The 25,908-nt window shown below is 67.3% G+C and carries 21 protein-coding genes and 1 riboswitch; of the genes, 6 read left to right on the top strand and 15 right to left on the bottom strand.

Features of this window, described 5'->3' with window-relative positions:
• Nucleotides 1–4: 4 nt before the first annotated feature.
• From AVMA1855_RS19770 to AVMA1855_RS19755, 4 genes are read right to left on the bottom strand one after another with little or no spacing between them, the layout of a single operon-like run.
• Complete coding sequence (locus AVMA1855_RS19770) at nucleotides 5–652, bottom strand: TetR family transcriptional regulator (protein WP_284426998.1); 648 nt, start codon at nucleotides 650–652, stop codon at nucleotides 5–7.
• Nucleotides 653–692: 40 nt separating this feature from the next.
• Nucleotides 693–2,147: an AdeC/AdeK/OprM family multidrug efflux complex outer membrane factor gene (adeC, locus tag AVMA1855_RS19765; RefSeq protein WP_284426997.1), complete on the bottom strand. Its 1,455-nt coding sequence runs from the start codon at nucleotides 2,145–2,147 to the stop codon at nucleotides 693–695.
• A gap of 1 nt (nucleotide 2,148) precedes the next feature.
• Nucleotides 2,149–5,316, bottom strand: a complete 3,168-nt coding sequence (locus AVMA1855_RS19760; RefSeq protein WP_284426996.1) for an efflux RND transporter permease subunit — start codon at nucleotides 5,314–5,316, stop codon at nucleotides 2,149–2,151.
• Nucleotides 5,317–5,334: 18 nt separating this feature from the next.
• Nucleotides 5,335–6,543, bottom strand: a complete 1,209-nt coding sequence (locus AVMA1855_RS19755) for an efflux RND transporter periplasmic adaptor subunit (protein WP_284426995.1) — start codon at nucleotides 6,541–6,543, stop codon at nucleotides 5,335–5,337.
• A 125-nt stretch (nucleotides 6,544–6,668) separates the two neighbouring features.
• Between AVMA1855_RS19755 and AVMA1855_RS19750 the strand changes: the two genes are divergently transcribed.
• Nucleotides 6,669–7,289: a TetR/AcrR family transcriptional regulator gene (locus tag AVMA1855_RS19750; RefSeq protein WP_284426994.1), complete on the top strand. Its 621-nt coding sequence runs from the start codon at nucleotides 6,669–6,671 to the stop codon at nucleotides 7,287–7,289.
• Between the two features lie 231 nt (nucleotides 7,290–7,520).
• Nucleotides 7,521–8,294 carry a ferredoxin--NADP reductase gene (locus tag AVMA1855_RS19745; RefSeq protein WP_272549805.1) on the top strand — a complete coding sequence of 258 codons (774 nt, stop codon included), beginning with the start codon at nucleotides 7,521–7,523 and terminating at the stop codon, nucleotides 8,292–8,294.
• 280 nt (nucleotides 8,295–8,574) lie between these two features.
• Here AVMA1855_RS19745 and AVMA1855_RS19740 read toward each other — a convergent pair whose 3' ends face one another.
• On the bottom strand, nucleotides 8,575–9,378 hold the full coding sequence (locus tag AVMA1855_RS19740) for an outer membrane lipoprotein (RefSeq protein ID WP_284394671.1): 804 nt from the start codon (nucleotides 9,376–9,378) through the stop codon (nucleotides 8,575–8,577).
• 220 nt (nucleotides 9,379–9,598) lie between these two features.
• Between AVMA1855_RS19740 and AVMA1855_RS19735 the strand changes: the two genes are divergently transcribed.
• Nucleotides 9,599–10,507 carry a DUF72 domain-containing protein gene (locus AVMA1855_RS19735; protein WP_284426993.1) on the top strand — a complete coding sequence of 303 codons (909 nt, stop codon included), beginning with the start codon at nucleotides 9,599–9,601 and terminating at the stop codon, nucleotides 10,505–10,507.
• 37 nt (nucleotides 10,508–10,544) lie between these two features.
• Here the strand turns inward: AVMA1855_RS19735 and AVMA1855_RS19730 are convergent, their stop codons facing one another.
• The 4 genes from AVMA1855_RS19730 to metH form a co-directional block, all read right to left on the bottom strand.
• Complete coding sequence (locus tag AVMA1855_RS19730; protein WP_502870353.1) at nucleotides 10,545–11,465, bottom strand: YihY/virulence factor BrkB family protein; 921 nt, start codon at nucleotides 11,463–11,465, stop codon at nucleotides 10,545–10,547.
• A 66-nt stretch (nucleotides 11,466–11,531) separates the two neighbouring features.
• Nucleotides 11,532–13,805, bottom strand: a complete 2,274-nt coding sequence (locus AVMA1855_RS19725) for a phosphocholine-specific phospholipase C (protein ID WP_284426992.1) — start codon at nucleotides 13,803–13,805, stop codon at nucleotides 11,532–11,534.
• 50 nt (nucleotides 13,806–13,855) lie between these two features.
• Nucleotides 13,856–14,038, bottom strand: coding sequence for a hypothetical protein (locus tag AVMA1855_RS19720; protein WP_284426991.1), 183 nt, complete (start codon nucleotides 14,036–14,038; stop codon nucleotides 13,856–13,858).
• 109 nt (nucleotides 14,039–14,147) lie between these two features.
• Complete coding sequence (gene metH, locus AVMA1855_RS19715) at nucleotides 14,148–16,904, bottom strand: methionine synthase (RefSeq protein ID WP_284405780.1); 2,757 nt, start codon at nucleotides 16,902–16,904, stop codon at nucleotides 14,148–14,150.
• Nucleotides 16,905–16,915: 11 nt separating this feature from the next.
• A riboswitch (S-adenosyl-L-homocysteine riboswitch) is annotated at nucleotides 16,916–17,013 on the bottom strand.
• Between the two features lie 114 nt (nucleotides 17,014–17,127).
• Between metH and AVMA1855_RS19710 the strand changes: the two genes are divergently transcribed.
• Entirely contained in the window at nucleotides 17,128–17,967 is an 840-nt protein-coding gene (locus tag AVMA1855_RS19710; RefSeq protein WP_284426990.1) for a transporter substrate-binding domain-containing protein, read from the top strand.
• Nucleotides 17,968–18,004: 37 nt separating this feature from the next.
• On the opposite strand, the gene AVMA1855_RS19705 is transcribed toward AVMA1855_RS19710, so the two are convergent.
• Nucleotides 18,005–18,694 carry a hypothetical protein gene (locus tag AVMA1855_RS19705; RefSeq protein ID WP_284426989.1) on the bottom strand — a complete coding sequence of 230 codons (690 nt, stop codon included), beginning with the start codon at nucleotides 18,692–18,694 and terminating at the stop codon, nucleotides 18,005–18,007.
• A 346-nt stretch (nucleotides 18,695–19,040) separates the two neighbouring features.
• Here AVMA1855_RS19705 and AVMA1855_RS19700 point away from each other — a divergent pair, with 346 nt between their 5' ends.
• Together AVMA1855_RS19700 and AVMA1855_RS19695 are read left to right on the top strand one after the other, a co-directional pair.
• Nucleotides 19,041–19,985 carry a DMT family transporter gene (locus tag AVMA1855_RS19700; protein ID WP_284426988.1) on the top strand — a complete coding sequence of 315 codons (945 nt, stop codon included), beginning with the start codon at nucleotides 19,041–19,043 and terminating at the stop codon, nucleotides 19,983–19,985.
• A gap of 159 nt (nucleotides 19,986–20,144) precedes the next feature.
• A complete protein-coding gene (locus tag AVMA1855_RS19695; protein WP_284426987.1) occupies nucleotides 20,145–22,382 on the top strand; it encodes an NADP-dependent isocitrate dehydrogenase in 2,238 nt (745 codons plus the stop codon).
• A gap of 115 nt (nucleotides 22,383–22,497) precedes the next feature.
• Here the strand turns inward: AVMA1855_RS19695 and AVMA1855_RS19690 are convergent, their stop codons facing one another.
• The 5 genes from AVMA1855_RS19690 to urtE form a co-directional block, all read right to left on the bottom strand.
• A complete protein-coding gene (locus tag AVMA1855_RS19690) occupies nucleotides 22,498–22,869 on the bottom strand; it encodes a hypothetical protein (protein WP_272566027.1) in 372 nt (123 codons plus the stop codon).
• A gap of 25 nt (nucleotides 22,870–22,894) precedes the next feature.
• Nucleotides 22,895–23,380 carry a hypothetical protein gene (locus tag AVMA1855_RS19685; protein WP_284426986.1) on the bottom strand — a complete coding sequence of 162 codons (486 nt, stop codon included), beginning with the start codon at nucleotides 23,378–23,380 and terminating at the stop codon, nucleotides 22,895–22,897.
• Nucleotides 23,381–23,520: 140 nt separating this feature from the next.
• Complete coding sequence (locus tag AVMA1855_RS19680) at nucleotides 23,521–23,877, bottom strand: FmdB family zinc ribbon protein (RefSeq protein WP_284426985.1); 357 nt, start codon at nucleotides 23,875–23,877, stop codon at nucleotides 23,521–23,523.
• A gap of 27 nt (nucleotides 23,878–23,904) precedes the next feature.
• On the bottom strand, nucleotides 23,905–25,131 hold the full coding sequence (gene fmdA / locus AVMA1855_RS19675) for a formamidase (RefSeq protein WP_272566030.1): 1,227 nt from the start codon (nucleotides 25,129–25,131) through the stop codon (nucleotides 23,905–23,907).
• A 74-nt stretch (nucleotides 25,132–25,205) separates the two neighbouring features.
• Entirely contained in the window at nucleotides 25,206–25,895 is a 690-nt protein-coding gene (gene urtE, locus AVMA1855_RS19670) for an urea ABC transporter ATP-binding subunit UrtE (RefSeq protein WP_284426984.1), read from the bottom strand.
• Between the last annotated feature and the right edge of the window lie 13 nt (nucleotides 25,896–25,908).

Here is a 25,908-nt window from a genome sequence, read left to right as displayed (position 1 = left end):
CGCATCAGGGGCTGGGGGCCAGAGGCGCGCGCGGCCTGCCCGGCGCCATGCCGTCCATCAGGAACCCAAGGCAGGCGTCCACATGCCGCCGGTACCCGGCCGGATCGGTCTCCTCCACCGGCTCGGCCAGCACGCTGCGTCCGACGGCATGCAGACAGCGCGCCGCCAGGGCCGGCTCCAGCCCCTCGCGCAGGTGGCCCCGGCGTGCCGCCACGGCCAGCGCAGACTCCAGGTGGCGAACGGCCGCCGCCTGGGCCACCGCCGGGCGCAGTCCCAGGCCGTCCCACCCCTCTGCCTCACCGGCTTCGCGCAGCACCCATTGCACCAGCGGCCATTGCACCGGGTCTTCACGGCACTCGCCGATCTGGTGGGCCAAGCAGCGGTGCAGGAGCGACAGGGGCTGCGCCGCGCTCTGGTAGGCATCGAGGCGGGCACCGATGTCCAGCGGCCACCGAAGGCGGCCGAGCAAGTCCTGCAGCAGCGCGGTCTTGTCCGCGAAGTGCCAGTAGATCGCGCCGCGGGACACCCCCGCCTGCCGCGCCACCTCGCCCAGCCCGGCGCCTTGCACCCCATGCCGGGCGAAGGCCTGCAACGCAGCGCTGACGATGCGCGCCCGCGTCAGCTCCGCTTCGGTCTTGGTGTGCTTGGCCACGGTGGCAGGCGATCAGGCCCCGTCAGGTGCCCGGCCGGCATCAGGGTTTCGCGGCGCCGACGGCAGCCACCGGCGTTCCGGTCGATTCCACCCACCCGCCACCGAGCGTCTTGTAGAGCGTGACGAGGTTGGTGTAGCGCGACAGCCGCGTGCCGATCAGGTTCTGCTGCGCGGTGTAGAGCGAGCGCTGCGAGTCCAGCACGGTCAGGTAGCTGTCCACGCCACGCTTGAAGCGCGCGTCCGACAGGCGGTAGCTGTCGGCCGTGGCGTCCACCAGCGACTGCTGGGCCTCCAGCTGGCGGCCCAGCGTGCTGCGCTGGGCCAGCGCATCGGACACCTCGCGAAACGCGGTCTGGATCGCCTTCTCGTACTGGGCCACGTCGATGTCGCGGTCGGTCCGGGCGATGTCCACATTGGCCTGGTTGGCGCCGCCGTCGAAGATCGGCAGCGAGATCTGCGGCGCGAACGTCCAGCTGCCCGAGCCGCCCTTGAACAAGCCCGACAGGTCCGCGCTGGAGGTACCGGCCGACGCTGTCAGGCTGATGCGCGGGTAGAAGGCGGCGCGGGCCGCACCGATGCTGGCGTTGGCGGCCCGCAAGGTGCGCTCGGCCTGCAGGATGTCCGGGCGGCGCTGCAGCAGGTCCGATGGCAGCCCAGGCGGAACCTGGGCCAGCGGGTTCGATGCCGCGCTGGCATCGCTGGGCAGGGCCTGCGGCAGCCACTCGGGCGGCACGTCGGCGCCCACCAGCAGCACCAGGGCATTGCGGTCCTGCGCCACCTGGGCGGTGTAGCGCTCCACATCCACCCGGGCCGAATCCACGCTGGTCTGCGCCTGCCGCAGCGTGAGGGCCGAGGCCACGCCCAGGTCGAAGCTGCGCTGGTTGAGCGCGAAGGCATTGCGCTGGTTGGCAAGCGTGTCCTGCGCCAGGCGCAGCCGGTCCTGGTCGGCCGCCAGCGTGAGGTAGGCCGAAGCCACTTCGGACACCAGGCTGATGTGCGTGCTGCGGCGGGCTTCCGCCGTGGCGAAGAACTGCTCCAGCGCCTGCGCATTCAGGCTGCGCACGCGGCCGAACAGGTCCAGTTCGTAGGCGCTGAAGCCCACGGTGGCGCTGTAGCTGTGGGCCACCACGGGCCGGCCCGCGCCGGACAGATCTGCCGGCGTGCGGCTGCCGCTGCCGCCACCGCTGGCGTTGACGGTCGGGAACAGCGCCGCGTCCTGCACGCGGTACTGCGCACGCGCACGCTCGATGTTGAGCGCCGCCACGCGCAGGTCGCGGTTGTTGGCGATGGCCATCTCGATCACGCGCTGCAGCGAGGGGTCGGTGAACACGTCGCGCCAGCCGATGTCGGCCACCGGCACCGCGGCGGGCGTGCCGGCATCGCCGGCGAAGGTGGCGGCCACGGGCGCGGCGGGCTGCACGTAGGCCGGCATCAGGCTGCAGCCAGCCAGGGATGCCGCGGCCAGGGCCAGGGGAGCGAGGAGGAAGCGGGACATGTCAGGCACCTTCCGAAGCAGGGTGTGGCAGCGCACCGTGCGCGGCCTGGGCGTTCGGGGCGGCCGGCTTGCGCCGGAACAGACCCACGATCAGCACGAAGAACAGCGGCACGAAGAAGATCGCGAGGACGGTTCCGGACAGCATGCCGCCGATCACGGCCGTGCCCAGCGCATGCTGCGCGCCCGCCCCGGCGCCACTGCCCAGCACCAGCGGCAGCACCCCCAGGATGAACGCCAGCGATGTCATCAGGATGGGGCGAAGGCGCATGCGCACCGCCTCCATCGCCGACTCGACCAGGCCTTTGCCGCTCTCGTACAGCTCTTTGGCGAACTCCACGATCAAGATGGCGTTCTTGGAGGCCAGCCCGATGGTGGTGAGCAGGCCCACCTGGAAGTACACGTCGTTCATCTTCCAGGTCAGCATGGCCCCGAGCAGCGCGCCGAACACGCCCAGCGGCACCACGAGGATCACCGAGAACGGAATCGCCCAGCTTTCATAGAGCGCCGCCAGGCACAGGAACACGATCAGGATCGACAGCGCATAGAGCAGGCCGGTCTGGCCGGTCGAGGCCTTCTCCTGGCGCGACAGCCCGGTCCACTCGAAGCCGATGCCGGGCGGCAGCTTGGCCACCGCCGCCTCGACGATCGCCAACGCCTCACCGCTCGATGCCGCGCCCGGCATCGCCATGCCCAGGATTTCCATGGAGGGCAAGCCGTTGTAGCGCTCCAGCCGCGGCGAACCCGATGCCCAGCTGGCCTTGGCGAACGAGGTGAAGGGCACCATCGTGCCGGCGCTGTTGCGCACATACCAGCGGTCGATGTCCTCGGGCAGCATGCGAAACGGCGCGTCGGCCTGCAGCATCACCTTCTTCACGCGCCCCTTGTCGATGAAATCGTTGACATAGCTGCTGCCCCAGGCGGCCGAGAACGTGTTGTTGATGTCGGCCATCGACAGCCCCAGCGCCCCGGCCTTGTGCGGATCGATCTCCAGGCGGAACTCCGGCGTGTCCTCCAGCCCGTTGGGGCGCACCGCCACCAGGCGCGGGTCCTTGGACAGATCGCCCAGCAGCTGGTTGCGCGCCTGCATCAGCGCGGCATGGCCCAGGTTGGCGCGGTCCTGCAGCATCAGGTCGAACCCGGTGGCGTTGCCCAGTTCGGACACGGCAGGCGGCGCGAAGGCGAACACCTGCGCATCGCGGATCGTCGCGAAGAACGCGCCGGCCTTTTGCGAAACGCCCGACACGCTCAGCGCCTCGCCCTTGCGCTCGTCCCAGGGCTTGAGCTTGACGAAGGCGAACCCCGTGTTCTGGCCGCTGCCGGCGAAGCTGAAGCCGGACACCGAGAACACGCCCGCCACCGCATCCTTCTGGTCCTCCAGGAAATGCTTCTCCACCTGGTGGATGACCTCTTCGGTGCGCGCGTTGGCGGCACCGGGCGGCAGTTGCACCAGCACGAACATCGTGCCCTGGTCCTCGTCGGGCAGGAAGCCCACGGGCAGCTTCATGAAGCCGAACACCACCGCCGCCAGCAACACCGCATACAGCGCCATGTAGCGCCAGCCCTTGCCCAGCATGTGCCGCACGATGCCCTGGTAGCCGCGGTTGCCGCGATCGAAGGCGCGGTTGAATGCGCCGAAGAAGCCGGTCGTCGCCATGGCGTGGCCCTTGGGCACCGGCTTGAGCAGCGTGGCGCACAGGGCGGGCGTCAGCACCATCGCCACCAGCACCGAGAGCGTCATCGCCGAGACGATGGTGATGGAAAACTGGCGGTAGATGACCCCGGTCGAACCGCTGAAGAACGCCATGGGCACGAACACCGCGGCCAGCACCAGGGCCACGCCGACGAGCGCTCCGGTGATCTGGCCCATCGACTTGCGCGTGGCCTCTTTGGGCGACAGTCCCTCCTCGGTCATCACCCGCTCGACGTTCTCCACCACCACGATGGCATCGTCCACCAGCAGCCCGATGGCCAGCACCATCGCGAACATGGTCAGCGTGTTGATCGTGAAGCCGAACGCCGCGAGCACGCCGAAGGTGCCCAGCAGCACCACGGGCACCGCAATGGTGGGGATCAGCGTGGCGCGGAAGTTCTGCAGGAACAGGTACATCACCAGGAACACCAGCACCACGGCCTCGACCAGGGTCCGCACCACCTCCTCAATGGAGATGCGCACGAACGGCGTGGTGTCGTAGGGCTTTTGCACCTTCATGCCGGGAGGAAAGAACTTCTGCAGTTCGTCCACCCGCGCGTCAATCGCGCGGACCGTGTCGAGGGCATTGGCGCCGGTGGCCAGCTTGATCGCCAGGCCCGCGGCCGGCTTGCCGTTGTAGCGGCCGACGGTGCTGTAGTTTTCGCTGCCCAGCTCGATGCGCGCCACATCGCGCAGCCGCACCTGCGAGCCGTTGGTCAGGGTGCGCAGCAGGATCTCCTCGAACTCCGGCGCCGTCTTCATGCGCGTCTGCGCGGTGATGGTGGCGTTGATCTGCTGGTTGCCGGCCGCAGGCAGCGCGCCCAGCTGGCCGGCCGAGACCTGCGCGTTCTGCGCCTGGATGGCCGTCTTCACATCGAGCGGCGTGAGGCCGAAGTTGGCCAGCTTGTCCGGATCGAGCCAGACCCGCATGGCGTACTGCGAACCGAACAGGGTCGTGTCGCCCACGCCTTCCACGCGGCTGATCGCGTCCTGCACGTTGGCGGCCACGTAGTCCGACAGGTCGGAGCCGTTCATGCTGCCGTCTTCGGAGGTGAAGGCCAGCACGTTCAGGAAGTTGGTGGCCGACTTGGTGACCGTGACGCCCTGCTGCTGCACCTCTTGCGGCAGCAGCGGTGTGGCCAGCGACAGCTTGTTCTGCACCTGCACCTGGGCGGTATCGGGGTCGGTGCCATTGTCGAACGTGAGCGTGATCGTGACCTGGCCGGACGACTCGCTGGTCGAGGCCATGTAGCTGAGCCGGTCCAGCCCCTTCATCTTCTGCTCGATGACCTGGGTGACGCTGTCCTCCAGCGTTTTGGCGGAGGCTCCGGGGTAGTTGGCCGTGATCGCCACGGCGGGCGGCGCGATGCTGGGGTACTGCGCAATCGGCAGGGTGAAGATCGAGAGGGCACCGGCCAGCATCACGATGATGGCCAGGACCCACGCGAAGATGGGGCGGTCGATGAAAAAGCGTGCCATGGGGTTCTTTCGCGCGCGTCAGTTCGCGGGGTTGGCGGCACCCTCGGGGGCGGTGGCCTGCGCCACGGGCGCGGCCGGGGCCTTGGGTGTCCAGGGCTGCGCCTTCACCAGGGCGCCGGGCGCGGCCCGCTGCTGTCCGTCCACCACGAGCCGGTCGCCGGCCTGCAGCCCGGTGCGCACCAGCCACTGGTCACCCACCGTGCGCTCGGTCTCCAGGGCCCGCCGCTGCAACTTGTTGTCGGCGCCGACCACATAGGCCATCGGCTTGCCGGTGCTGTCGCGCGTGACGGCCTGCTGCGGCACGAGCAGGCCCTGCTCCTTCACCCCTTCCTGCAGCACGGCGCGCACGTACATGCCGGGCAGCAGATCGGCCCGCGGGTTGGGGAACACGGCGCGCAGCGTGATCGCGCCGGTGCTCTGGTCCACGGTGACGTCCGAGAACTCCAGCCTGCCTTCCAGCGGGTAGGCGCTGCCGTCTTCCAGCATCAGCCGCACCTTGGCGGCATTGGCACCCGCCTTTTGCAGATCGCCGCGGGCCAGGGCCTGCTTGAGGCGCAGCAGCGCGGCGCTGGGCTGCGTCACGTCCACGTAGATCGGGTCCAGTTGCTGGATGGTCGCCAGCGCCGTGGCCTGACTGGCGGTGACCAGCGCGCCCGGCGTGACGCTGGACTTGCCGATGCGGCCCGAGATGGGCGCATCGACCCGCGCATAGGCCAGGTTGATGCGGCTCGTTTCCACGTTCGCCCGGGCCGATGCCACGTCGGCCTCGCCCTGGCCCAGCGATGCGGCCGCGTCGTCGTAATCCTGCTGGCTCACGGCCTGGATGGCCACCAGTTCCTTGTAGCGGTCGGCCTTGAGCCGGGTGGTCTTGAGGCTGGCCTGGGCCTTGGCCAGGGCGGCCACGTTGCTGTCGTAGGTGGCCTGGTAGGTGGCGGGGTCGATCTGGTAGAGCGCCTCGCCGGCCTTCACATCGCTGCCCTCGCGGAACTTGCGTGCCTTCACGATGCCGCCCACCTGGGGCCGCACGTCGGCAACCTGGTAGGGCACGGTGCGGCCGGGCAATTCGGTGCTCAACGCCACGGCCTGCGGCTGCACGGTCATCACGCCCACGATGGGCGTGCCTTGCGGTGGCGGCGGGCCGCCCGGGGGCTTGCCGCAGGCGGCGAGCAGACAGGCCATGGCAGCTGCGGCCGACAGCGTGAGCAAGGGGCGGTGAACGGGTCGCATGGGCAATCTCCAAAGAACAATGCGCCGATGATATACAAACCGTACTGTACGGTAAAGTAAATTTGACTTCGATTCTTCGCCCATCAATACTCGGACGCATGAATACAGAAAACGGAAGTCGGTAGATGCGCGTCAAGACGGAAGCCAAGCGGGGCGCGATCGTGGAAATTGCCTCCCAGGTTTTTTCGGAGTCGGGGTTCGAGGGGGCGTCGATGGCGGAGATCGCCGCCCGGGTCGGGGGCTCCAAATCCACGCTGTACGGGTATTTCAGTTCCAAGGAAGAGCTGTTCCTGGAAGTCGCCATCGGCGCGGCCAAGCAGCACATCGAATTGTTCTTTCTCGCGCTCGAGCAGGACGAGAGCGAGCTGGAAACCGCGCTGAAGACCTTCGCCGAAAAGATGCTGGCCGTGATCTGCAGCGAGCCGGCCATCCAGGCCAAGCGCGCCTTCGTCGCCGAATCGGGCCGCAGCGACATCGGCAAGCGTTTCTTCGAACTGGGCCCCCACAAGGGCATTCAGGCCCTGGGTTCGTTCCTGGAAGCCCAGATGCGCAAAGGCCTGCTGCGGCAAGCCGATCCGCTGACCGCGGCGCGCCACTTCATGGCCCTGATGGAGTCGGAGACGGCCACGCCGCGCCTCTTCGGCCTGGAGGACAACCTGTCCAAGGTGAAGATGCGCCAGGCCATCGGCCGGGCCATCGACGTGTTCTTGCGCGGCTACGCGGTGGACCCGGCCGACAGCGCCTGAAGCGCCCGGCACCACCGATCGCGGAAGCGTCCCGGCGCCCGCCGCCCCCCACCGGGCCCGGCTGGCATAAGCACATGCGCAGATGCCATAAGGCCGCGGGGCCGGTTTGCCCGACAATGTGCGGGTTTGCCCGCATGGCAGGGGGCAGCCCAGGTCGCGCAATGCGCCCATCCGCCACCGGCCCTGCCCCTGAAGGCTTCTTTCGTCTCACACCCAATCTGCACCATTTCCATGAGCGCATTCAACGAAGAACGAGTCCTTTCCGTCCACCACTGGACCGACCGCCTGTTTTCCTTCACCACCACGCGCGACCCGGCGCTGCGGTTCTCCAACGGCCACTTCACCATGATCGGCCTCAAGGTGAACGACAAGCCGCTGCTGCGGGCCTACAGCATCGCCAGCGCCAACTACGAGGAGCACCTGGAGTTCCTGTCGATCAAGGTGCCGGACGGCCCGCTGACCTCGCGCCTGCAGAACATCCAGGTGGGCGACTCCATCGTGGTGGGCAGAAAGCCCACGGGCACGCTGCTCATCGACTATCTGCTGCCCGCCAAGCGCCTGTATTTGATCTCCACGGGCACGGGCCTCGCGCCCTTCCTGTCGGTGATCCGCGACCCGGACACCTATGAGAAGTTCGAGGAAGTGGTGCTGGTGCACGGCGTGCGCCAGGTCAAGGAGCTGGCCTACCACGACTTCATCACCGAAACGCTGCCGCAGCACGAGTTCCTGGGCGAGACGGTGTCCAAGCAGCTCAAGTACTACCCCACGGTGACCCGCGAGCCGTTCCGCAACCAGGGCCGCATCAACGACCTGATCGAAAGCGGCAAGCTCTTCACCGACCTGGGCGTGCCCCCGCTGGACCCGCTGGTGGACCGCGTCATGCTGTGCGGCAGCCCCGAGATGCTGGCATCGCTCAAGGCCATCCTGGAGCACCGCGACTTCGAGGAAGGCAACACCACGAAGCCCGGCGACTTCGTGATCGAACGCGCGTTCGTCGAGAAATGAAGTGACGCGCCGGGCGCGGGCGGGCCCGGGATGGCAGAGGCCGACCCTACCCGCGAGGCACCGGCCTCACGCAGTGCCGGCCCGTGGACAAAACCACCCCTTCAATTGCTATTAAATCAATAGCACAATGCCCTAGTACTGATTGTGCCGGAGGCACAAAACACGAGATACCGCCCCGGTGGCCGGCGGCCCCGGAACTGCCGCCCCCAATGGCAACGGGCGGCCAAGGCCGCCCGTGGGACAGTGAATGAGGGCAAGGGGCCTGCGCAGGCCCCGCCGATCAGTAGCCGTTGTTGGCCACGCGCATCGACTGCGCGCCCTGCGTGTAACCGGCCTGGCCCTGCGGCCGGTTGTCCACGCGGAAGCTGCGGCCCTCCACGCGCACCGGCGTGCCCTCGGCCACCGGCTGCGAGCGCGTGAAGGTGCGCACCGAGCCGTCATCCATGCGCACGCGCATCTGGTAGGCCGTGGTGGTGCGGGTGCGCTGCTCCACCGTGTGGCCCAGGTAGCCGCCGCCCACCGCGCCCAGCACGGTGGCCGCCGCGCGGCCCGAGCCCTTGCCCACCTGGTTGCCCACGACGGCCCCCAGCACCCCACCCGCCACGGCACCCACGCCGGACGCGGGAGCGGCCTGCTGCACCGTCTGCACCGACTCGATGCGGCCGCAGGTGCTGCACACCGGCGCCTGGGCCGGCATGGCCACCGGCCGGCCGGCGTCCGCGGAGGCGTCGTACCCACCGCCCGACCCGCTGCCGTACTGCGGCGAGGCCGGGGCCCGGTTCACGATGTTCTGGGCCAGGGGCTGCGGCTGCCGTGCGGGCTGGGCGCCCGCCCGTTCATTGATGACTTCGGCCTCGGGCGTGCGCGTGGCACCGGGGGCCAGTTGCGCGACCTGCGCGGCGGATTCGGCGGGGGCGCTGCCGCCGCGCTGCTGCATGACCAGGGTGGCGCCCAATGCCAGCACGCTCACGCCCAGCGCACCCACGGCCGCCCACAGCCATTTGACGGATGCGCCCCCGGCGGGGGCTGCGGAGGCGCCGAGCGCCGGCGCGAGGGAGGGATTGTTTCGGACGATGAGACCCATGGTGTTCTCCTTTTTCAGGTGTTTCGAAGGCAGGGTACACGCGGGTCCGCTTCACACAGCAGGGCGTTCTGTAAACGAAGTAAGTAGCTGTTTGCCTAAAGGGTCTGTGCGAATGCGCCTACCACCAGGCGCGCCGACAGGATGTGGCGGGAATGTCGGCCACACACCACACTGGCGCCACGCATGCCACCCGGCGTGCGTGAAGGGAGGAGGCACGCAGATGGCTGCACAGATCCGCATCGGGGTGTCCGGCTGGCGCTATGCGCCCTGGCGGGGCGCGTTCTATCCAGAAGATCTGGTCCAGGCGAAGGAACTGGCTTTCGCATCGCACCAGTTTCCCGCGATCGAGTTGAACGGCTCGTTCTACGCGCTGCAGCGCCCGTCCAGCTACGCCCGGTGGGCGGCGGACACGCCCGAGGGCTTCGTGTTCACCGTCAAGGCGCCGCGCTACATCACCCACATCCTGCGGCTGCGCGAGGCGCGGGCGGCGGTGGCCAACTTCATGGCGTCGGGGTTGTTCGCGCTGGGCGCCAAGCTCGGCCCCATCCTGTGGCAATTGCCACCGAGCCTGCCATTCGATGCGGCGCTGCTGGAGGACTTTCTCGCCCTGCTGCCGCACGATACCGACGCTGCCGCCACGCTCGCGCAGGCGCGGGAGGACCGCATGCACGGCCGCGAGCTGCTTCAGCCGTCCCGCCCCTGGCGCCTGCGCCATGCCCTGGAAGTGCGGCACGCCAGCTACCGCACGCCGGAGTGCATCGACCTGCTGCGGCGCCACCGCGTGGCCCTGGTGGTGGCCGATACCGGCGGGCGATGGCCCGAACTGGGCGATGTGACGGCGGACTTCCTCTATCTGCGTCTGCATGGCGCGCAGCAGCTCTATGCCAGCGGCTACAGCGATGCGCAGATCGCGCAGTGGGGCGAACGCATCCGCGCCTGGGCCCACGGCCAGGCACCGAAGGGGCTGGAGACGGCCGCGCCACCGGACACCGCACCGCGTCGGACCGAACGCGACGTGTTCTGCTTCTTCGACAACACCATGAAGATCCACGCGCCCGAGAACGCCCTGCGGCTCGCACGCTATCTGCAACTGGGCACGCACCTGCAGGCCGCCCCGCCCCGGGCCTGACACGGCGGCCCTGGTTTGCGAGTGCCCCTCGGCCGCCTCAGCGATGCCGGGCCGGCGGCCCTTCCAGGTTTTCCTCCCGCACCTCCTGGAAGGCCCGCGCGCAACTGGCCGAAAACAGCAGCACGGCCGACGAAAAGTAGATCCACATCAGCACCACCACCAGCGAGCCGGCAGCGCCATACGCCGATACCACCGCCGCGGTGGCCAGGTACAGCGCCAGCAGCTGCTTGCCCACGGTGAAGAGGATGGCGCCCACCACCGCCCCGAACACCAGGCAGATGAGCGGCGGTTTCTGGCCGCCGCCGATGCGCATCAGCCCCACGAACAGCAGCACGGCAATGCCGAAGGCGACCAATTCGTTCGCCAGCTGCAGCAGAGGGCCCGTGGCCATGGGCAGCCGCGCGCTGGCCCAGGTGGCCACCACGTGGATCACGGTGGACACCACCAGCGAGATCAGCAGCAGGAAACCGATGGCCAGCACATAGGCCAGCCCCCGCACCCGCAGCGAAGCCATGCGCCACCACGCCTTCTGCTCCGGCACCGGGACCGAATCGCGTGCCCACAGCCGCTCCAGCGCCGACTGCAGCTCCACGAACACGCCCGTGGCGCCGGACAGCAGCAGCACGAAGCCAACGATGGAAGCGATCCGCCCTTCCGACGGCGCCCGCGCGCTGGACAGCGCCAGCTGCACCACTTCGGCCACGCGGTCGCCCATGACGCCGCGCACCTGGCTGACCATGGTGCTTTCCAGGTAGGACTTGTCGATCCACCAGCCCAGCACGCCCACCAGCAGGAGCAACACCGGCGCCAGGCTCAGCAGGCCGTAGAACGACATCGCCGCGCTCATGCGCAGGCCGTCCGCATCCAGCCAGAGATTGGCTGCCCGCACCAGCGGCATGATCGGGCTGGCGAGCGCTTTCGCGCGCTCGATCCATGGCGTGAGGAACGATGGGGACATGGCGCCCATTGCACACCAAGGCCGCGCGGCCAGGTGTCGGAACAGTTCGCCAGTGCGCCTGCAACCTCAGCCAGGGTGGCCCATGGCAGGGTCGGACACCGAGTCCTTGCCGGTCTCGATGCGGCCGGCGAAGCGGCGCTGGAACGTGGGCGCCGCACTGCAGCGCACCACGAAGTCATACCAGTTGCCGCTGTCGCCCAGGGGCCAGGCGAGCTCCTCCACGCCGCCGGGCGCCACGCTGCGCGTCCAGGGACCGTCGCCACGATAGGCCCGTGCCTCGGCGGAGAACGTCATTGCGCTGCTGCTGCGGTTGTAGAGCTTGACCCGCACCTGCGGCGGCTCGCACAGCTCGTAGCAGACCTGCACCTCGGGGCCACCGGTGGCACCCTGCTGCTGCAGGTCGCCGATGAACTCGCGGTGGTAGCCGTTGGGACCGAGCACCCACAGGTCGTACCGCCCGCCATCGGCCGCGGCGTTCCAGACGCCGCTCAGGGCCTTGCCGGCCTCCACGACGTAGCGCCGCGGAATCCGGTCGAGGTGGTTCTTGTCGTACACGTGGAACACCGCCGCCGCGGTGCCCGTTTTACCGGTGTGGGCGAACAGCAAAGTGACCGTGCCGGCACCGGCGCTGGCCTGGGCCGTGGTGTGCTGCTCATAGGGCAGCGCCCGCGAGGGCCGCACGCCTTCGGCCTGCACCGGCAGGGCGGCATCGGCCGTGGCCGTGGGCTGGGGCAGCTTGGCAGCCAGGGCCTGCGCTGCCACCCGCGCGTCCACCGCGACCTTGTTGGTGCGGCCCGTGAGGGTCGGCAAGGTTTCGTTGTTGGGGTTGACGAAGTTGAAGCAGCTCGTCAGGTCGCCGCAGACCGCGCGGCGGTAGGGACTGACCTGCGGCTCGGCCACGCCGAAGCGCTTTTCCAGGAACAGCAGGGTGGAGGTGTGGTCGAACACCTGCGAATTGACCCAGCCGCCCCGGCTCCAGGGCGACACCACCCACATCGGCACGCGCGGGCCCGGGCCGTAGGGCTTGCCGTCGGCCGCCGGCTGGCTCGGCGTGGCGGGCTGGAAGTCGTGGTACTCCACCGCCACGTCGGCAGCGGGCAGCGTGCAGGCACCAGCCAGGCTGCCATCGGGATTGCGCGACGGTGCGGCGGGCGAAGGCAGGTGGTCGAAGAAGCCGTCGTTCTCGTCGTAGTTGATCAGCAGCACGGTCTTGCTCCAGACCTCGGGGTTGGCCGTGAGCGCGTCCAGCACCTCCTGCACGTACCAGCCGCCCTGCGCGGGACTCGATGGCCCGGGGTGCTCGCTGTAGACCGAAGGCGGAATGATCCACGACACCGCAGGCAGCGTGCCCTGGCGGATGTCCTCGCGGAACGTCTCCAGAAAGCCCTGCGGCATGGTGTTGCCGAAGCCCTTGGCCAATGGGCTCAGCGGATCATCGATCCTGGCGTTGTAGAACGGTCCGGCCAGATCGACCGGCTGCGTGATGTCGGTCTTGGCGACGTAGATCGGCTTGCGGTCCGCGGGCATCTTCTCGATCTCGGCGCGCCAGTGGCGAAAGCCCATCATCTCGTTGCAGCCGAAGTTGTCGATCAGGCTTTGGTAGACCTTCCATTTCACGCCCGCTTTTTCCAGGCGGTCGGCGTAGGTGGTCCAGGTCCAGCCATCGGTGGAGGCACCGATGTCGTTGCCGCCGTTGAACTGGTTGTTCAGGCCCGCGACACGGACCTTGGAGCCGTCGATGGGGCTGACACCGTTCGGGCCGTTGGTGCCGGTCCAGTAGAAAAGCCGGTTGGCGATGGTGCCGGTGTGCATGCCGCAGTGGTAGTGGTCGCACAGCGTGAAGGCGTCGGCCAGCGCGCGCTGGAACGGCACCTCCGCCGTTTCGTAATAGCCCATCGACAGAGGCAGCTTCGCGTCGGGCCATTGGGACATGCGCCCGTGGTCCCAGGCCGCCTGCGAGTCCACCCAGGTGTGGGGCGTGCTGCCGGCGCGCTGCGCGTTGCCCTTGGCTTCGTCCAGGCGATAGGGCACATAGGTGCTGGGCGGCGACGTCTTGGTGTAGGTCTGGTAGAAAACGTTGCGGCCGTTGGGCGTCGGGATCGGGAAGCGGTCACCGAAGCCGCGCACGCCCTTGAAGGTGCCGAAGTACCCATCGAACGAGCGGTTCTCCATCATCAGCAGGACGACGTGCTGCACGTCCTGGATGGTGCCGGTGGCGTTGTGGGCTTCGATGGCCAGGGCACGCCGGATGGCTGGAGGGAAGGCGGTCAGCGTGGCCGAAGCCGCGCCCACGCCGAGCGCGGTCGTGAGGAAATTGCGTTTGGAGGAATCGACGGTCATTTGGAGGAGTCTTTCTTGTCCGTGGGCGGGGTTCCGGGGGGCTGCCCCGTTCAGGGCTTGGGCGCGCAGTGCGTGTCCGGACTGGCGCACGTGGCCGCCACGGCGGGAACGGTGGCATCCGAGCCACCGCTGCCGCCGCAGCCCGCCAGCATCAGGGCAAGAAAGAGCGCGCTGGCGCCCGGCAACGGGCGGCCGATCAGAGGCAGCGGCGAGCGCTGCAGAGAGATGGTCATGGCGTGGGAAGAAGAGAAGGAATGAAGTCCTTCATTCTTCCCACCGACTGTGGCGCCAGAGTGACGTCAGCGTGACGCGGCGGGGGCACCGCCGTGACGCTGCCGCCCGTCAGAGGTTGGGTGCGAGCAGGCGCTGCAGGATGCCTTCGTCCATGCCACGCCGCGTGGCCAGGTCGTGCACCTGGTCTTCGCCGATCTTGCCGACGTTGAAGTACTGGCTCTCGGGATGGCCGATGTAGAAGCCGCTCACGCTGGCGGCGGGCGTCATGGCCAGGCTTTCGGTGAGGCCCATGCCGATCTCGCCGCACTGCAGCACGCGGAACAGTTCGCTCTTGGCGCTGTGGTCCGGGCAGGCCGGGTAGCCGGGCGCGGGGCGGATGCCCTGGTACTTCTCGGCGATCATGTCGTCGTTGCTCAACTGCTCGCCGGCCGCATAGCCCCACAGGTCGGTGCGCACGCGGTGGTGCAGGCATTCGGCAAAGGCTTCGGCCAGGCGGTCGGCCAGGCTCTTGAGCATGATGGCCGAATAGTCGTCCAGCGCATCGACGAAGGCCTGCTCCTTCTTCTCCACGCCCAGGCCCGCCGTGACGGCAAAGAGGCCCGCGTAGTCGGCCACACCGCTTTCCTTGGGCGCCACGAAGTCGGCCAGGCATCGGCTGGGGCGCGGCACGCCGTCGATCACGTGCTTTTCGGTCTGCTGGCGCAGGCCGTACCAGGTCATGGCGACCTCGGTGCGCGATTCGTCGGTGTAGAACTCGATGTCGTCGCCCACGCTGTTGGCCGGGTACAGCGCCAGCACGCCGCTGGCACTCAGCCAGCGGCCCTCCACCAGCCGGCGCAGCATGGCCTTGCCGTCGGCGAAGACGCGCGTGGCCTGCTCGCCCACCACCTCGTCGGTCAGGATGGCAGGGTACGGGCCGGCCAGGTCCCAGGTCTGGAAGAACGGGCCCCAGTCGATGTACCTGGCCAGCTCGTTGAGGTCGAAGTTCTTGAACATGCGCCGCCCCAGCAGGCGCGGCGTGGCCGGGCGATAGGCCGACCAGTCGATGGGCGTGCGGTTGGCGCGGGCCTTCGCCAGCGGCCACAGGGGCGTCTGCTTCTTGTTGGCGTGCTGGGTGCGCACCTTGTCGTAGTCGGCGTTCAGCTCATCGACATAGCTTTGCACGCCGTCGCCCAGCAGGCTCTGCGCCACGCTCACGCTGCGGGACGCATCGGGCACGTAGACCACGGGGCCTTCGTAATGCGGCGCGATCTTGACGGCGGTGTGCACGCGGCTGGTGGTGGCCCCGCCGATGAGCAGTGGGATCTTCTTGATGCGAAAGTGCTCGTCCTTTTGCATCTCGCCGGCCACGTATTGCATCTCTTCCAGGCTGGGCGTGATCAGGCCCGACAGGCCCACGATGTCCGCGCCCTCGACCTTGGCGCGCGCCAGGATCTCGTGGCACGGCACCATCACGCCCATGTTCACCACCTCGAAGTTGTTGCACTGCAGGACCACGGTGACGATGTTCTTGCCGATGTCGTGCACGTCGCCCTTCACGGTGGCGATGATGATCTTGCCCTTGCTGCGCACGTCGCGGCCGGCCAGCTCGTCCTGGCGCTTCTCTTCCTCGATGTAGGGGATCAGGTGGGCCACGGCGGACTTCATCACGCGGGCGCTCTTGACCACCTGCGGCAGGAACATCTTGCCCGCACCGAACAGGTCGCCCACCACGTTCATGCCGTCCATGAGCGGGCCTTCGATCACGTGCAGCGGCCGCCCGCCCTTGGCGACGATGGCCTGGTAGGCCTCTTCGGTGTCTTCGACGATGAAGTCGGTGATGCCGTGCACCAGCGCGTGCGACAGGCGTTCGCCCACGGTCTTCGGGTGCTCGGGGGTGCCGCGCCATTCGAGCCGCTTGCTTTCGTCCTTGGCACCGCTGCGGGCCGTCTCGGCCACCTCGACCAGGCGTTCGCCGGCATCGGGGCGGCGGTTGAGCACCACGTCTTCCACGCGATCGCGCAAGGTGGGTTCCAGGTCGTCGTACACGCCGACCATGCCCGCGTTGACGATGCCCATGTCCATGCCGGCCTGGATGGCGTGGTACAGGAACACGGTGTGGATGGCCTCGCGCACCGGGTCGTTGCCGCGGAAGCTGAAGCTCACGTTCGACACGCCGCCCGAGACCTTGGCGCCCGGCAGGTTCTGCTTGATCCAGCGCACGGCCTCGATGAAATCGACCGCGTAGTTGTTGTGCTCTTCGATGCCGGTGGCCACCGCGAAGATGTTGGGGTCGAAGATGATGTCCTCGGGCGGAAAGCCCACCTCATCGACCAGCACGCGGTAGGCCCGCTCGCAGATCTCGATCTTGCGCTCGTAGGTGTCGGCCTGACCCACCTCGTCGAAGGCCATCACCACGGCGGCGGCACCGTAACGCTTCACGAGGCGCGCCTCGTGCTTGAACTTCTCCACGCCCTCTTTCATGGAGATGGAGTTGACGATGCCCTTGCCCTGGATGCAACGCAGGCCGGCCTCGATCACATCCCACTTGGAGGAGTCCACCATGATCGGCACGCGCGCGATGTCGGGCTCGGAGGCGATCAGCTGCAGGAAGCGCACCATGGCCGCCTTGCTGTCGAGCATGGCCTCGTCCATGTTGATGTCGATGACCTGTGCGCCGTTCTCCACCTGCTGGCGTGCAACGGCCAGGGCCTCTTCGTACTGGCCGTTCAGGATCATGCGGGCGAAGGCCTTGGAGCCGGTGACGTTGGTGCGCTCGCCGATGTTGACGAACAGCGTGCCCTCGCCGATGGAAACCGGTTCGAGGCCCGAGAGCTTCATGGGAGGCGGGATAAGGGGGGCGGACATCAGGCTCACCTGCGCAATCGGTAGTTGGGAACAGGCGAGCGTCGTTGGACAGTGGGGCCATCGCCGCCCGAGCCTGACGCCTGGTTGAGCCGGTTGATCGGCAGGCGCTGCAACGCTCCTCGGGGGCGGCCGGATTTTACGCGCCCTGCGCCCGGGCCATCACCGCGCCCCGCCTCCTGAGCGGGTTCTCCGGACAGCGGCATGGAAAGTGCTTGGCCGCTTCCCAGGAAGGAGCCCTCCCATGCAATCGCCCTTCGATGGTGCAACGCCCAGCCTATGGGCCAGTGAGATTCTGCAACGACGCCGCCTGGTGTGCGGCTCCATTCTGGCCCTGGGCCTGTCGGGCCCGCTGGCGGCCGCCGAACATCGCGATCAGCTGGAACGCATCCGATCCGCCCGGGTCCTTCGCGTGGCGGTCCCGCAGGACTTCCCACCGTTCGGCTTTCCGCAGGGCAACGAGCTGGCGGGCTTCGACATTTCCATCGCCAAGATGCTTTCGATGCACCTGGGCGTGTCGCCGCAGATGGTACCGGTGCCCAGCGGGGACCGGCTGGCGGCACTGCTGGAAGATCGCGTCGACATCATCATCTCCAGCCTGGGCAAGACGCCCGAGCGCGAGAAAAGCATCGACTTCTCCAGTGTCTACGCCCCGACCTACCTCGGTGTCTTCAGCCAGCAGAAATTGAGCCGCGACGAATTGCTGAAACTTCCAGCCCCGGTCGTCGGAGCGGCGGAAAACAGCCTGGAGGAATCCCTGGTCCGGGCATTCCTGCCGACCGCAAAAATCCAGGGATTCAAAGGCAGCGCCGCGTTGCTGGACGCCTATGCCGCAGGCCATTTCGAATTCTTCGCGGGTGGCAACGTGCTGGTGGAATCCATCAAGGATGTCGGTCTGCGCACCCGTGTGCACCAGGTGGCGCTCCTCAAAGAGAGCCCATGCTATATCGGCCTTCGGCAAAACGAGGCACGGCTGAAGGACGAGATCAACCGCTTTCTGGCAAACATCCGTTCGTCAGGCGCCCTCATGGTCAACGCCATGAAATGGTTCCGCCAGAGCTTCTCGGCCGACATGTTCAAGTAAGCAGCACCGGAAAAAGCGCCCACCGCCACCCTCCGATTCAGCGCACCGGCAAGAACTGCAGGAAAGAACCGCCCACCAGCCCCTGCACATAGGTGATGGCGGCGCGACGGTACTTTTCGGTGGCCACCGCCGACAGCAGGTCGAGCCGGCCGATGATCTTGCCGAACTCGCGCTCGAAGCTCAGATTGCGCCCCTGCGGACCGATCTCGTCGGCCAGCAGCAGCGGCTGGCCCGCCGCGGTGCGGCGCTGAGACAGCATCCACACGGCGATCTCCACGTTGCGCGCCGCGTTGTACAGGTGCTGGGCATCCAGGCTGTCGAGCAGGAAGAACTCGATCTTTCCGTCGTGCGCGGTGATCAGCATGTCGGCCGTGGCGTAGATGAACGCCGCCACGCGGTCGCCCGCGAATTCGGGCGCCAGGGCCGCGGCCATCGCCGCGATGTCGCGCCGCCCCTGCAAGGGCGCCCAGACCCCGCCCTTCTCGATGGTGGTGCGGACCTGCTCCATGGCCTGCTCTCGGCCCACGGCGCTGGTCTTGCGCCATTCGGCAGGGTTGCGGCGGTAAAGCTTGTCCATCAGCCGGTAGAGACTGTCCAGGTTCTCGCGCATGGCCAGGGTCGCCATGCGGTTCACGTCGGACTGCCCCAACTCGCTGCCATTCGCAGACGCGCCTTTGACCTCGCCATGGGGCGCAGGCGGGCTGCTGCAGCCGGACAGGGTCGCCATCGCGCAACAGGACAGGAGGAGCGGAACGAAAGTCGATCGCATGGCGCCGCATTATCGACAAGGCTGGAAAGCACCCAGGGGGTTCCTGAAACTGCCGAGGCGTTCCTTGCTTATCTGCACCGACCTCGCGGTATCGCCTGGGCAGGGGCACCGACTGTTGGCAGTTGCCGCCCACGGGGCTGGATGTCCACGGTCACTGCGGTTTTGGATAGTCATCGGACAATGAGGCGCAAATAGAGCCAAACGAGGCCGCATTCCGCCAAGGCAGGATATTTTCACGCCGAGTTGTCGTACAACTTGTGCAAAATTCACCTTTTTGGGGCACCACCCCGTCTGGAAAGAAGCCATGTCGCCCCCCATCTCCCCCTTAGCGCAACGCAGGAACGTCTTCCTGCTGGCGTTGTTTTGCTGCCTGCTCTGGGGCAGTTCGTACCCGGCGATCAAGAATGGCTACGCCCTGTTCGGCATCGACAGCAGCGACACCCCGTCCAAACTCGTGTTCGCCGGCTGGCGCTTCGCCCTGGCGGGCCTGGCGCTGCTGGCGTGGGTGGCCGCCAGCGGCCGGCAGATCGGCGGCTGGCCGGCCCGGGCCTGGGGCCAATTGGCGCTGCTGGGCCTGTTGCAGACCACGCTGCAGTACATCTTCTTCTACATCGGCGTGGCGAACACGACGGGGGTGAAGGCCTCGATCATGAACGCCACCGGCACCTTCTTCAGCGTGCTGCTGGCGCATTTCCTGTACCACAACGACCGCATCAGCCATGCAAAGGCCTGGGGCTGCATCGTGGGCTTCGCCGGGGTCATGGCGGTCAACCTCGGCGCCGGGCTGGCCGGGACGCTGAGCGACTTCGAGTTCGCCCTGCTGGGCGAGGGTTTCGTGGTGATCGCCGCCCTGGTGCTGGCGCTGGGCGGCGTCTACGGCAAGCGCATTTCCCAGGGGATGGATCCCATCGTGATGACCGCCTACCAGTTGACCATCGGCGGCCTGGTGCTGCTGGCGCTCGGCTATGCCACGGGCGGCGCGCTGGGCGAGGTGACCTGGGCCTCGTCATCGCTGCTGGCCTATCTGGTGGTGCTGTCGTCCCTGGCGATCTCGATCTGGAGCCTGCTGCTCAAGCACAACCGGGTGAGCCTCATCACGGCGTTCAACTTCATGGTGCCCGTGTTCGGCACCTTGCTGTCGGCCTGGTTCCTGGAAGAAAGCCTGCTCGAATGGCGCAACGCGGTGGCCCTGGTGCTGGTGTGCGGCGGCATCTGGCTGGTCACCCGGGCATCGGCACAGCGCGCGTGAGCCTGCAGCAGCGCGTCGAGCGGGCACCCCTTTCATGCCCATGATCGGGCGCGTGGGCACCTGCCCCGAACGGCGCTGAGGGGCATCTGTGCCGACTGCCTTCAGAAAGCGCGAAAATCACCGGCTGATCTGTCACCCCTTCCCAAGGAACGCAAGCGAATGAGCACGACGCAACCGACCATCATCTACACGCTGACCGACGAAGCACCCGCCCTGGCGACCGCCGCCTTTCTGCCGATCGTGCGGACCTTCGCGGCCCCAGCGGGCATCCACGTGGAGACCAGCGACATCTCGGTCGCCGGCCGCATCCTGGGCCAGTTTCCCGAGCGCCTGACCGAGGCACAGCGCGTGCCCGACAACCTGGCCGCCCTGGGCAAGCTGACGCTCTCGCCCGACGCCAACATCATCAAGCTGCCCAACATCAGCGCATCGGTCTCACAGCTGGTGGCCGCCATCAAGGAGCTGCAGGGCAAAGGCTATGCGATTCCCGACTACCCCGAAAATCCGACGACCGACGAAGAAAAGGACATTCGCGCCCGTTACAACAAGTGCATCGGCAGCGCGGTGAACCCGGTCCTGCGCGAAGGCAACTCCGACCGCCGCGCACCCAAGGCCGTCAAGGAATACGCCCGCAAGAACCCGCACAGCATGGCCGAATGGAGCCAGGCATCGCGCTCGCACGTCTCGCACATGCACCATGGCGACTTCTACCATGGCGAAAAGTCGATCACGCTCGACAAAGCGCGCGACGTGAAGATGGAACTGGTCGGCAAGAGCGGCAAGACCACGGTGCTCAAGCCCAAGGTGTCGCTGAAGGACGGCGAAATCATCGACAGCATGTTCATGAGCAAGACGGCCCTGCTCGAGTTCTATGAAAAAGAGATCGAAGACGCGCACAAGACCGGCGTGATGTTCTCGCTGCACGTCAAGGCGACGATGATGAAGGTGTCGCACCCGATCGTCTTCGGCCACGCCGTGCGCATCTTCTACAAGGAAGCCTTCGCCAAGCATGCGCAGCTGTTCGAAGAGCTGGGCGTGAACGTGAACAACGGCATGGTCGATCTGTACAACAAGATCGCCACGCTGCCGCAGAGCAAGCAGGACGAGATCAAGCGCGACCTGCACGCCTGCCACGAAAACCGCCCCGAGCTGGCGATGGTCGATTCGGCCAAGGGCATTACCAACTTCCACTCGCCCAACGACGTGATCGTCGATGCCTCGATGCCCGCCATGATCCGCAACGGCGGCAAGATGTGGGGCGCCGACGGCCGACTGAAGGACACCAAGGCGGTGATCCCCGAGAGCACCTTCGCCCGCATCTACCAGGAGATCATCAACTTCTGCAAATGGCATGGCGCCTTCGACCCCAAGACCATGGGCACCGTGCCCAACGTGGGCCTGATGGCCCAGCAGGCCGAAGAGTACGGTTCGCACGACAAGACGTTCGAAGTGCCTGAAGCCGGCGTGGCCAACATCGTCGATCTGGCCACGGGCGAAGTGCTGCTGAGCCAGAACGTGGAAGAAGGCGACATCTGGCGCATGTGCCAGGTGAAGGACGCGCCGATCCGCGACTGGGTGAAGCTGGCCGTGACCCGCGCCCGCAACTCCGGCATGCCCGCCGTGTTCTGGCTGGACCCGTACCGCCCGCACGAGAACGAAGTCATCAAGAAGGTGAAGACCTACCTGAAGGACCACGACACGACCGGCCTGGACATCCAGATCATGAGCCAGGTTCGCGCCATGCGCTACACGCTGGAGCGCGTGATCCGCGGCCTGGACACGATCAGCGTCACCGGCAACATCCTGCGCGACTACCTGACCGACCTGTTCCCCATCATGGAACTGGGCACCAGCGCCAAGATGCTGTCCGTCGTGCCCCTGATGGCCGGCGGCGGCATGTACGAGACGGGTGCCGGCGGCTCGGCACCGAAGCACGTGCAGCAACTGGTGGAAGAAAACCACCTGCGCTGGGATTCGCTGGGCGAGTTCCTGGCCCTGGCCGTCAGCCTGGAAGACCTGGGCCTGAAGACCGGCAACCAGCAAGCCACCCTGCTGGCCAAGACGCTGGACACCGCCACCGGCAAGCTGCTGGACAACAACAAGAACCCCAGCCCCAAGACCGGCCAGTTGGACAACCGCGGCAGCCAGTTCTACCTGTCCCTGTACTGGGCCCAGGAACTGGCCGCGCAGACCGAGGACACGGCCCTGGCCGCCAAGTTCGCCGGGCTGGCCAAGACGCTGGCCGACAACGAGCAGAAGATCGTCGGTGAACTGGCGGACGTGCAGGGCAAGCCGGCAGACATCGGCGGGTACTACCTGCCCGACCCGAAGAAGACCGAGGCCGTGATGCGCCCCAGCGCCACGCTGAATGCGGCGCTGGCTGCCGTGACCGCCTGATCCAGCGCGAAAACGCCGGCCCTTGCGCACGGGCCGGCCACCTGCCCCTGAAGCGCCTGCCCACTGCGATGCGGGCAGGCGCTTTTTTTATCCTGGCCGCCGGATCGGACCGCCTCTACCGGGGGACGAACAGCAGCTGTCCCTCGGGCGTCGGACGATAGCTGAAGCGCCCGTCGAGCACGACCTTGCCACCGATGCGCGCCACCCAGGTGTAGTCGCCCACGCGGGTGCCCGCGTTGCCGAAATCGCTGGGATAGTGCACGGTGCCAGCCCGCTCGCCGCCCCCTTGGGGCTCGGCGGTCGCGGTGGTCGTCTTCCCGTCCGGCATGGTCACGGTGAACTCCACACGCGGTTGGCGGGTCGCCATCTTGTCGCTCACGCTCAGCCCGATGGCCGGGCGCGCGGTGTACAGCACGCTCTGGGCGAAAGCCGGGGCCGCTGCGGCCATGACCGCCATGCATGCAGCGCTGCGAAAAGAAAATGCCATCTGTGCTCCTTTGTCTTGCGGGGGATCAATCACCACACCGCACCGCCCGAAGTGGCGCAACGGAGGCCGGTTCCCAGGGCGCGCGGCCGATCTGCGTGCCACCACCCCAACCGTACTCGAAGGGTTCGCCCTGCGGCGACGTGCCGAACGCGCTGATGCGCCCTTTGCCCACGTCGAAACCCCAGGCCTGTTCCAGACGCGCGATCTCCAGCGGCGTCCCCGGCGGCAGCGTGCGGACCCGCTGCAGGCCGTGAAAGCGGTCGTTCGCCGTATCGCGCGGATGCGGTGAGAGCACGAACGTCGGCGCATCACGCACCTGGTAGAGGCCGGATTCCTGCAGCAGCACCACACGGGCCGGCGCACGCAGCGGCAGGCATCCGCTGGAAGCCAGATCATGGCGGCCTTCACAGCCGACCAGTGCCGCGAGAAGCGGCAGCCACGCCAGTCCAGCCCGGCGGCCGCAAACCGCCAGGCGCCAGGGCTCAACCCACCTTGCAACACGATTTGCCATGGGCGAAATGTGTCGCAACAGGCACCGCCCAGGGGTAAGACAACATCGCAGCCGTGCTTCTAGGGGGCGCCATGGCCCCGTTGCTCAGGCCATGCGTTGCCGCAGGGCGGTGCCCCACGGCCCGCCGAAATCCCGATCGCCTAGTGGCTGATCATACAGGGCCGCTTGGACGGAAACGCCTTTGCTCCGTTCGCCGCCGTCACCGTGGCGCTGCGCTTGCCAGAGCCGCAGCAGCCGCACCCCGCCGGATGGCGCATCCGGCCGTAACTGCCTTCGTCACCGTTGTGGGAGGAGCGCGGCGCATGCTGCGCCCGCTCGTTGGTGTCGAACGCACGGCGCTGCTCCGGGCTCACGCAGGCCAGCCGGGGAGCGCTGGCGAAGACGCGGGGGGATGCAGCGCTGCACCGGGGGCAGGCAGCGGGCTCGTTGCGCAGCGCCAGGCTGCGCAAGGCATCGAAACCGCCACACGTGGCGCACTGGTAGTCGTAGGTGGGCATGGCGCGGTGTCCTGTCGTGGCGGGGGATCAGACGAGGTCGGGCGACAGCGGCATGTCGATGCTGCCGTCCAGCATCTTCACCGGGCCGCTGGCGTTCGGGTTGATGTCGAACTCGAAGATCTGCGTCGGCAGCCACAGCGTGGCGCAGGCGTTGGGCACATCGACCACGCCGCTGATGTGGCCCTGCACCGGGGCCGTTCCCAGGATCGAATACGCCTGCGCGCCGCTGTATCCGAACTTCTTCAGGTACTCGATCGCGTTCAGGCAGGCCTGGCGGTAGGCCACGTTCACGTCCAGGTAGTACTGCTTGCCCGCCTCGTCGACCGAGATGCCTTCGAAGATCAAATAATCGTTGTAGGTCGGCACGATGGGGCTGGGTTTGAAGATGGGGTTCTTGATGCCGTACTTGGCCATGCCGCCCTTGATCAGGGTGACCTTCATGTGCACCCAGCCGGCCATTTCGATCGCGCCGCAGAACGTGATTTCGCCGTCGCCCTGGCTGAAATGCAGGTCGCCCACCGAGAGGCCCGCGCCGTCGACATAGACCGGGAAGAACACCTTCGATCCGCGCGACAGGTCCTTGATGTCGCAGTTGCCGCCGTGCTCGCGCGGCGGCACGGTGCGTGCGCCTTCGGCCGCGGCCTTGGCCTTGGCTTCGCCGGTCAGGCGGCCCATGTGGGCGGTGCCGGCCGAGGGGGGGTTGGCCAGGCCAGCGGTGGGATCGGTGTCGATGAGCTTTTGCTCGCGCTCGTTCCAGAGGTCGAGCATTTTCTTGTCGGGCAGGCAGCCGATCAGGCCGGGGTGGATCAGGCCGGCGAAGTTGACGCCCGGAATGTGGCGCGAACTGGTGAACATGCCCTTGAAGTCCCAGATCGATTTCTGTGCCTCGGGGAAATGCTCGGTCAGGAAGCCACCGCCGTTCTTCTTGGAGAAGAAGCCGTTGAAACCCCAAAGGCTGTCCTGCTTGGCGCCGATGTCGAGCAGGTCCACCACCAGCAGGTCGCCCGGCTCCGCGCCCTTGACGCCCACCGGGCCCGAGAGGTAGTGCACCGTGGTCAGGTCGATGTCGCGCACGTCGTCGGCGCTGTCGTTGTTCTTGATGAAGCCGCCGGTCCAGTCGAAGGTTTCCAGAATGAAATCGTCGCCCGGATTCACCCAGCAGGCCATTGGAATGTCGGGATGCCAGCGGTTGTGGATGTTCTCGTTCTGGGTCGGCGATTGGCTCAGATCGACGTGGATGAGGGTTTCAGCCATGGCGTGCTCCTGGAAAGTGAAGGGAAGAGAAGGCGAGAGGGAAGGAACGGAAATCCGTCGCGGGCAGTGACCGTTCACACGGACAGGTAGGCCTTGATGCGCTGCTGGTCGGTGTCCACGCGGGCGGTTTCATGCACCAGTCGGCCGCCTTCGATCACGAACAGGCGGTCGGCCACATCCATGGCGAACGAAAGCACCTGCTCGCTCACCACGATGGTGATCTGGCGCAGCTTGCGGATCTCGTTGAGGGCGCGGGCGATGTCCTTGATGATCGAAGGCTGGATGCCCTCGGTGGGCTCGTCCAGCAGCAGCACCTTGGGATCGGTCACCAGCGCACGGGCGATGGCCAGCTGCTGCTGCTGCCCGCCCGAAAGATTGCCGCCCTTGCGCCGGCGCATGTCCCACAGCACGGGGAACAGCGCATAGATCTCTTCGGGGATCTGGCGGGTCTTCGAGTTCTCCAGGCCGGTCTGGATGTTCTCCTCCACCGTCAGCGTGGGAAAGATCATGCGGCCCTGCGGCACGTAGGCGATGCCTTTGTCCACGCGCCGAAAGCTCTCGTCCCGCGTCACCTCCTGGCCGGCCACGGTGATGCAGCCGCTCTTGACCGGCATCACGCCCATCAGGCTCTTGAACAGCGTGGTCTTGCCCATGCCGTTGCGGCCCATGATGGCCACGGTTTCGTTGGCACGGCCCTCGAACGAGATGCCGTGCAGCGCTTCGCTCTGCCCATAGGCGACGTGCAGGTCTGTGACTTTCAGCATGGGGGGCTCCAGA

The organism is Acidovorax sp. SUPP1855 (assembly GCF_030158955.1).
Lineage (GTDB): Bacteria > Pseudomonadota > Gammaproteobacteria > Burkholderiales > Burkholderiaceae_C > Paracidovorax.
This window is presented reverse-complemented; position numbering and strand designations above follow the sequence as displayed.

Bases quoted from the DNA above. Each gene is read 5' to 3' on its own strand.
- adeC (WP_284426997.1), bottom strand. From the start codon at position 2,147: ATGTCCCGCTTCCTCCTCGCTCCCCTGGCCCTGGCCGCGGCATCCCTG.
- AVMA1855_RS19760 (WP_284426996.1), bottom strand. From the start codon at position 5,316: ATGGCACGCTTTTTCATCGACCGCCCCATCTTCGCGTGGGTCCTGGCC.
- AVMA1855_RS19755 (WP_284426995.1), bottom strand. From the start codon at position 6,543: ATGCGACCCGTTCACCGCCCCTTGCTCACGCTGTCGGCCGCAGCTGCC.
- AVMA1855_RS19750 (WP_284426994.1), top strand. From the start codon at position 6,669: ATGCGCGTCAAGACGGAAGCCAAGCGGGGCGCGATCGTGGAAATTGCC.
- AVMA1855_RS19745 (WP_272549805.1), top strand. From the start codon at position 7,521: ATGAGCGCATTCAACGAAGAACGAGTCCTTTCCGTCCACCACTGGACC.
- AVMA1855_RS19740 (WP_284394671.1), bottom strand. From the start codon at position 9,378: ATGGGTCTCATCGTCCGAAACAATCCCTCCCTCGCGCCGGCGCTCGGC.
- AVMA1855_RS19735 (WP_284426993.1), top strand. From the start codon at position 9,599: ATGGCTGCACAGATCCGCATCGGGGTGTCCGGCTGGCGCTATGCGCCC.
- AVMA1855_RS19730 (WP_502870353.1), bottom strand. From the start codon at position 11,465: ATGTCCCCATCGTTCCTCACGCCATGGATCGAGCGCGCGAAAGCGCTC.
- AVMA1855_RS19725 (WP_284426992.1), bottom strand. From the start codon at position 13,805: ATGACCGTCGATTCCTCCAAACGCAATTTCCTCACGACCGCGCTCGGC.
- AVMA1855_RS19720 (WP_284426991.1), bottom strand. From the start codon at position 14,038: ATGACCATCTCTCTGCAGCGCTCGCCGCTGCCTCTGATCGGCCGCCCG.
- AVMA1855_RS19710 (WP_284426990.1), top strand. From the start codon at position 17,128: ATGCAATCGCCCTTCGATGGTGCAACGCCCAGCCTATGGGCCAGTGAG.
- AVMA1855_RS19705 (WP_284426989.1), bottom strand. From the start codon at position 18,694: ATGGCGACCCTGTCCGGCTGCAGCAGCCCGCCTGCGCCCCATGGCGAG.
- AVMA1855_RS19700 (WP_284426988.1), top strand. From the start codon at position 19,041: ATGTCGCCCCCCATCTCCCCCTTAGCGCAACGCAGGAACGTCTTCCTG.
- AVMA1855_RS19695 (WP_284426987.1), top strand. From the start codon at position 20,145: ATGAGCACGACGCAACCGACCATCATCTACACGCTGACCGACGAAGCA.
- AVMA1855_RS19690 (WP_272566027.1), bottom strand. From the start codon at position 22,869: ATGGCATTTTCTTTTCGCAGCGCTGCATGCATGGCGGTCATGGCCGCA.
- AVMA1855_RS19685 (WP_284426986.1), bottom strand. From the start codon at position 23,380: ATGGCAAATCGTGTTGCAAGGTGGGTTGAGCCCTGGCGCCTGGCGGTT.
- AVMA1855_RS19680 (WP_284426985.1), bottom strand. From the start codon at position 23,877: ATGCCCACCTACGACTACCAGTGCGCCACGTGTGGCGGTTTCGATGCC.
- fmdA (WP_272566030.1), bottom strand. From the start codon at position 25,131: ATGGCTGAAACCCTCATCCACGTCGATCTGAGCCAATCGCCGACCCAG.
- urtE (WP_284426984.1), bottom strand. From the start codon at position 25,895: ATGCTGAAAGTCACAGACCTGCACGTCGCCTATGGGCAGAGCGAAGCG.